The organism is Vibrio fujianensis (assembly GCF_002749895.1).
Classification (GTDB): Bacteria; Pseudomonadota; Gammaproteobacteria; order Enterobacterales; family Vibrionaceae; genus Vibrio; species Vibrio fujianensis.
On record NZ_NBUS01000041.1, the window covers coordinates 267,048 to 274,013 of the forward strand.

The 6,966-nt window shown below is 45.1% G+C and carries 4 protein-coding genes; all 4 read right to left on the reverse strand.

The features are described 5' to 3' along the window. Positions 1–349: 349 nt before the first annotated feature. Positions 350–1,945: an ABC-F family ATPase gene (locus B7C60_RS08445; RefSeq protein ID WP_099611265.1), complete on the reverse strand. Its 1,596-nt coding sequence runs from the start codon at positions 1,943–1,945 to the stop codon at positions 350–352. 144 nt (positions 1,946–2,089) lie between these two features. After that, complete coding sequence (locus B7C60_RS08450; RefSeq protein ID WP_099611266.1) at positions 2,090–4,084, reverse strand: peptidase U32 family protein; 1,995 nt, start codon at positions 4,082–4,084, stop codon at positions 2,090–2,092. A gap of 164 nt (positions 4,085–4,248) precedes the next feature. Next, the gene (locus tag B7C60_RS08455) at positions 4,249–5,589 is read right to left on the reverse strand and encodes an MATE family efflux transporter (protein ID WP_099611267.1); all 1,341 of its coding nucleotides are present in this window, start codon (positions 5,587–5,589) and stop codon (positions 4,249–4,251) included. A gap of 166 nt (positions 5,590–5,755) precedes the next feature. Next, positions 5,756–6,966, reverse strand: a 1,211-nt coding sequence (locus B7C60_RS18525; RefSeq protein WP_281251674.1) for a glycoside hydrolase family 3 protein, incomplete at its 5' end; no start/stop codon positions are given.

Genomic DNA, 6,966 nt, shown 5'->3' on the forward strand with positions numbered 1-6,966 from the left:
AAAAAATGAAGGGCAAAAGATCAAATTAAAAACAAATAAAAAACAATAAAAAAACAAAAAAGCCAATCAAATGGTAAAGCAATCGTTTTCTATCAATGATCATTCAATATAGAATGTGAATTTTGATCAATATATGAACAAAATCACTTTTATTTCTCAAAAATAATCATTTCTCACTCAATCGGGGGCATAAGAAAGAGTTTCCTCAATATAAAACCCTCCAACTCATTTAGCTTTTTTGTTATTAAGTAACCAATTTTTGTTTTAGAGTTTCAACGCTACCCAATTATGATAAAAAAGCCATCACATAACGCGATGGCTTATAAACATTATATGGTTGAACGAAAAATTAGCCCGTTAAACCTTGTTTAGCCAGATATTCATCATAGGTGCCGTGGAAATCGTTGACGCCTTGTTTGGTGATCTCAATAATGCGTGTGGCGATAGAAGAAACAAATTGGCGATCGTGAGATACGAACAGCAAAGTGCCTTTATAGTTCTCTAACGCTAAGTTCAACGCTTCGATTGATTCCATATCCATGTGGTTGGTTGGCTCGTCCATCAGTAAAATGTTGGGTTTTTGCATAATAAGCTTACCAAACAGCATGCGGCCCTGTTCACCACCGGAAATGACTTTTACCGATTTTTTAATGTCATTTTGTGAAAAGAGCATACGCCCCAAAATGCCGCGTACGGTTTGTTCATCTTCCCCTTCGTTTTTCCATTGGCTCATCCAGTCAAGCAAGGTCATCTCTTGGCTAAAATCATGCGCATGATCCTGTGCATAAAAACCGATGTTATGATTTTCAGACCACTTGATCATGCCAGCCATTGGCTCCATTACCCCAGCAAGAGTATTGAGCATGGTTGACTTACCGATCCCGTTTTCACCAATGATAGCAATGCGCTCACCCACTTCTACCATTAAGTTTACGTTATTAAACAAGATGTTGTCGCCATACCCTTGTTTAAGACCTTCAACTTCTAATGCGTTACGGAATAACTCTTTCTTCTGATCAAAACGGATAAATGGAGATTGACGGCTCGAAGGTTTTACTTCTTCAAGCTGAATTTTATCCAGCTGTTTCTGACGAGATGTTGCCTGTTTTGCTTTTGAGGCATTGGCAGAAAATCGGCTTACAAATGTTTGTAATTCAGCCATTTGTGCTTTTTTCTTCGCGTTATCAGCATGTAAACGCTCACGCGCTTGTTCTGCGGCAATCATATATTCATCATAGTTACCGTGGAACAAGCGTAATTCACCATAATCAAGATCCGCCATATGAGTACAGACGGTGTTCAAGAAATGACGGTCGTGCGAGATGATGATCATGGTACAGTTACGCGCCAGCAAGGTTTGTTCTAACCAAGCAATGGTATGCATGTCCAAGTTGTTGGTCGGTTCATCAAGCAACATAATTTCAGGCTCAGCAAACAGCACTTGCGCCAGTAGGACTCGAAGCTTCAAACCCGGAGCAATTTCACTCATCAAACCAAAATGTTGCGCTTCGGGTATCCCCAAACCGAGCAGAAGTTCTCCTGCACGAGCTTCAGCAGAATAGCCGTCCATCTCCGCAAATTCGGTTTCAAGATCGCCCACTCGCATACCATCTTCATCGGTCATCTCCGGTAGGGCGTAAATGCGATCGCGCTCTTCTTTTACTTTCCACAACTCTTTATGGCCCATGATGACGGTATCCACCACGGTAAATTCCTCGAACGCAAATTGATCCTGCCCTAATTTAGCCATACGTTCATTCGGGTCAGTCGAGACAGACCCCGCAGAAGGCTCCAGCTCACCGCTGAGGATTTTCATAAAGGTGGATTTACCACAACCGTTAGCACCAATCAGGCCATAACGGTTACCATTACCAAATTTAATCGAGATATTTTCAAATAATGGCTTATCGCCAAATTGCATGGTGATGTTTGCAGTCGTTAACACAGAGAATTCCAAGTTGTTGGATGGTAAAAGCAAAAGGTTGGCAAAAACCAACCTTTCAAAAAGTGGGGGCGATACTAACAGTTTTTGTGACAAATATCACCTGAGTTTGTCGATGGACTTTCCTTTTCAGTAACCAATGTGCCGTTATAAGCCTTTTTGGTACTGCTTGTTTGTGGTGCCTTGAATTTGCGTCAATAGCATTTCTTTAGCGGTAAGATCACCTTGTAAGGCGCGTTTAAATTGTTCGATAAGTGATTTCTTGTCCATCTGAATTTGAGTTTGGGTAGGAATGTGACGCAAGTCGATCATGAAATCGGTGTACAACGATGGTAAATCCTCTAAAACTGCGAGATTAAGGCAATTGACATCACTGTACAAACGGTTATGGCTCCCCTTCTGTTTATGAATGACATAAGGCCTCTCTTTTAACGAGATAATCGAAGCGGTTTTTTCACAACGCATCATGCAACCTTTGTTCATGCGCGGTTTCTTACACCCAACCGTTGACATAAAAAAGCATTGGCGACTGGTCATTAAATGTATCGGATGATAGAGGGTATAAAAGAGCCTAACGCCTTGTGGCCGAACAATCTTTCTCATTTGTAGAGCATTAATTTCATCGGAAATGAAAGCTCCAACGCCTTTTAATTCCTGCTGTATACATTGCAGAGCGAAGGAGTTGGTGATGTTAAGTTGTGGCCCCGCAACCCAGTTGATTCCTAAAGTTTGCGCAATATGAGCAACGCCCAGATTATCGGTTACCAGCAAATCGGGGTTGATCCTTCGGAGTAATTCGATGGCGGCTTGATAATGCTCACCAATCAGCACCGCAGGAAAAAATGGAATCAATGTGGGGTGATGGTTAAACAACGCGATCATCGCTTCAAGTTGATAGTTCAGTGCATCTGGAAGCTGATAGAAAAAAGAGACATCGCTGCATGAGTTCATAAGCTCCAAATCGCTAGAATCAGAAATCAACACCGATAATTGAGGTGGCGTGGTGATATCACTATTCGCCTGTTTTGGTATCGAAATATCACCTCTTCTGCTGTTACCTTTTAAACTACGGCGAGCTTTAGGTTCAATCGGCATCGTTCGAGTAAGCGTTTCAACCTTATCGATAATTTCAGTGGTCTTGTCATACAGGCGCTGCTTAACCTGTTTAACTTCATCAAGGTTACGACATTGATAAATGGTGGAGAAGTGCGTGGCGGCATGGTTTCTTGGGTTATCTATATACATGTCACGATGTATATCACCTTGTAAATAGCCATTGGTGAAATCACGGTTAAAGACATGGTATAGCTCTGTCATATCTTGCCGAATCGTCCCTGTTTCACAAAATTGGTCAATCTGCTTACGCCAGTTATCCACTACTGTATAAACATAATGTGGCTTTTTGATCCGCCCTTCGACTTTTAAAGAATACACTCCAGCTTTGGCTAAAGCGGCAATATCGGTGTATGCCGAGTTATCTTTTAAGTTAAGCGGATAGTTTTTTCCAACGGATGTCGTTTGATATTGATCTCGGCAGGGTTGGCTGCATCGACCTCGGTTGCCAGAAGCGCCACTGCGTTCAGAGCTGAAATAGCACAAACCAGAAAAACCAATGCAGTACGAGCCATGTACAAAGACTTCCGTCATTACATTATGCTGACGGCCCAATTGAGCCAGATGGGTAATTTCATCGATGTTCAGCTCACGTGAGAGGTTTACACGGCTGCTACCCAGTTGACTCAAAAGTAACATTTGACCTTCGTTATGCGTATTCATTTGAGTTGAGGCATGCATATCCAACTCAGGGAAATAATGCTTAATTATGTATGCTAACCCCAGATCCTGTACGATCACCCCATCCACATCTGACCCAGCTAACTGTTGAAGTAAGCGGATAACAGAAGGAATTTCATTTTCCAACAGCACAATATTTATGGTGATAAAAATTTTACACTGGTGTTGATGTGCCAGCGTTAAAACGCTATCCAAGATATCTAACGTGATATTGGTCGCTCGGTTGCGGGCGTTAAACCTTTCCAAACCACAATAAATAGCATCAGCTCCGGCTACTATTGCGGCTTTAATTGAATCCAAATCCCCGCCAGGGGCTAATAACTCAAACTGTTCTTTTGGGAAAAACAAACGACTGACTCTTTTTCATTTCATTGGGTCAGGCATTATAGCGATCTCGGTCACAAAACCCTTGATGTGGCTCAGGTGAGAGCGACATCTAAGATTTATTTTAAGAAAGTGATGAACAAATCTTATTTGATGCCACTCAACACTTTCTAGAGTCTGTTGACAGGTTAAAGTAATTGATATTTAGCCCAAACCGCTGAGCGCCAACGTATACCCATGATAATTCCGCGAACCCATTCATCCAACGCTATCGCCATCCAAGCACCGAATACGCCATAACCCCAGTGAATACCGAGTAGATACGAAAACACCACGCCTAAGCCCCACATACTCAAAATGCCCATTTGCACCGGGAATTGGATGTCCCCAGCTCCTTTCAATGCAGAGATAAAAATCAAGTTAAACACTCGCCCAGCTTCAAGCAGGATGGATCCCATCACTAAAGCCCCCGTAAGTCGCAAAACTTCTGGATTCTGCGTAAATAACGTTAAGATGGAATCGCGGAAAAAATAAATCAGACTGGCAGCGGTAACGGAGGTGGTAAACCCCACGAGAAAGTAGAGTTGTACCCGTTTGAGGATACTTTCTACCCAACCTTTACCGATGTAGTAACCAGTTTGAATTTGCGTTGCTTGGCCAATGGCTAAGGCAAACGCAAAAGAGAAACGCGCGATGTTTTGCGCGTAGGTAAACGCCGCAAGAGACGAAGTACCCATTTGCACCACAAAATAGACGATGGTAATCTGCGCCATATTGTACGAAAGCACTTCCCCTGCGTTCATGCCGCCGATTTTGAGGATTCGCTTATAGACCGCGTTGGGCACTTGTGCAAGGGAACGCATCGGCAAGTCGATGGCGCTACGCCACAGCAGCACGCCTAAAATCGTCGTGCCGATCACTTGGCTCACCACCGTCGCAATCGCTACCCCTTGTACACCATATACGGGCAAACCAAACGGCTGATAGAGTGCAATGTAGTTCCCCATAACGTTCAGCACGCCACTGATAAGGTTAACCGTCATGGGTGAGCGCGAATAACCGTGGCTGCGCAAAATGGTGGTAAACACAATACCAATAGTGACGTTAAAGGTCAGCGCCCCGCTGATAAGCAGGTATTCTTGCGCATACTGTTCGACTTGTGCTTCAAGTCCGTAGTAAGGAAGCAGATGCATCGCACCGAGTACCGCCAACACACTGAGGATCACCCCAATCATGCTGGAAAGCGCGATGCTCGCCACCCCAACGTGGGAGGAATCTTGATCGCGCCCTGCACCGTTGTATTGTGCAATAAGAATCCCGGTGCCGCTACTGACAACAGTAGAGATGATGATGAGGAAAAACGTCAGTTGGGTGATCACCCCCACCGCAGAAACCGCTTTGTCCGAATAACCAGAGAGCATGAATACATCACTGGTGCCGAGTGCTGTCCGTAGCAAAATTTCCACTAATATCGGCCACGCGAGCGTCACGATAGACATACGCTGGTTGATATTTTGGGTTTTAGCCATCTTGTTGACCTTAAATATGAATAACGATTGTCGAAAAAACGGAAAACTGCTCAATAAAAAGGTTGCAGAGCAGTCTGAATGAAAAATAATATGTATCTTATTGTGCACATGATGCCCAAAAAGATACATAACATTCATGGTTAAATTGGGTGCAAACTGGCTGTGCTTATTGCTCTTGTCGCTCAAAGCGTAAGGTTTGCAACACTGCGCCTTTTTTCACAAATTGGGTATCGATTCGATAAATCCCCGCTTGCAAATGGATAGCGATGCCCTCAGTTTCAACGTTTTTTCCCTCGGTGCCATTGGTAGGCAGCGACATGGCAAATTCGCCATTGATGCTCAGACTGCAAGAGGATTGCGCCAATGGTTCGCAATCATAGGCCATTTCGGCAAAACAGCGATAACGCCCTGCTTGCGCAACTTCAACCCAGAGTTCGCAATTATTTTCGCTGTTCACCACCATGCGCTGCGTTACCGGCAACAGCGGCACGGCATCGGGCAATCTGCCCGCTAGCGGCGCAAAAGACTTCACCGCTTGATACGCCTGCAGCGGTCTTTGCATCACAGGCGCTTGCAAAATAAAGCGGCAGATGTTCATCGCGCTGCGTTGCAACTCGCCTAACGTCAACTCACCTTGCGCTAACGCCTGTAATGTGTCGTCGTCCATCGGGTTGCGCTCGGCGGCGTCGTTTTCCACCACCATGTAGAGATCATTTTGCGCTCTTAGCATATAGCCAGTGAAACACTTACTCTCGTCGCCCCCGTCAACCGGGTGATTCATTTTTGCCCACCAGTCGGTCATCACAATGCCGGTGTAGCCCCATTCACCACGCAAAATGGTGGTGTTGAGATCATAATTGGACGCTGCCCAATGGCCATTGACCGGATTGTAGGAAGTCATGATGGTGGACGCCTGACCATACTTCACCGCCATTTCAAACGGCTTGATGTGGATTTCACGCAGCGCGCGCTGCGACATCACACTGTCCACATCCACGCGTGCGGTTTCTTGATCGTTGGCCGCAAAGTGTTTGATGGTGCCAGAAACGCCCGCTTGTTTTAAACCTGTGGTTTGCGCCGCTGCGATCCAACCGGTTAATAACGGATCTTCGGAGAAATATTCGAAATTACGGCCATTGAGTGGATGACGATGAATATTGATGCCGGGGCCAAGTAACGTATCGATTTGGTACGCTTGCAATTCTTGGCCAACCAGATAATACAACTGCTGATTGAGCGCCGAGTTCCACGTGCAGGCAAGCAGCGTTCCAATCGGCACTTGGGTCGCTTGATGGCCACTGTCCATACGAATCCCAGACGGACCATCGGCCGCCGCGGCCACCGGAATGCCCAGCTCAAACAGCGAGTCACACACAC

What these genes read in the sequence shown, in the direction of transcription:
- B7C60_RS08455 (WP_099611267.1), bottom strand. Translation starts at nt 5,589, where the DNA reads ATGGCTAAAACCCAAAATATCAACCAGCGTATGTCTATCGTGACGCTC.